Genomic DNA, 249 nt, shown 5'->3' on the forward strand with positions numbered 1-249 from the left:
AGTTCCTGACCGGGTTCCTGCTGGCGGTCCCGTTCCAGCAGCGGTTCCTCGACCTGGGCGACTACCAGAAGACCGTCTACCTGGTGCTGGTCGTGCTGGCCCTGACCGCGGCCGCGTTCATCGTGGCGCCGGTCTCGCTGCACCGGATCCTGTTCCGGCGGCACCTGAAGCGCGAGCTCGTGGTCTCGGCGGGCCGGATGGCGCAGACGGGGCTCGCGGCGCTGGCGCTGGTCCTCGGCGGCTCGGCGC

The 249-nt window shown here is 71.9% G+C and carries 1 protein-coding gene; it reads left to right on the forward strand.

What is annotated here, in order from left to right; genetic code table 11:
* The coding region (locus KVT14_RS20800) for a DUF6328 family protein (RefSeq protein WP_254631396.1) at positions 1–249 on the forward strand (249 nt) is incomplete at both ends.

Source organism: Cellulomonas sp. GbtcB1 (genome assembly GCF_019091725.1).
Classification (GTDB): domain Bacteria; phylum Actinomycetota; class Actinomycetes; order Actinomycetales; family Cellulomonadaceae; genus Cellulomonas.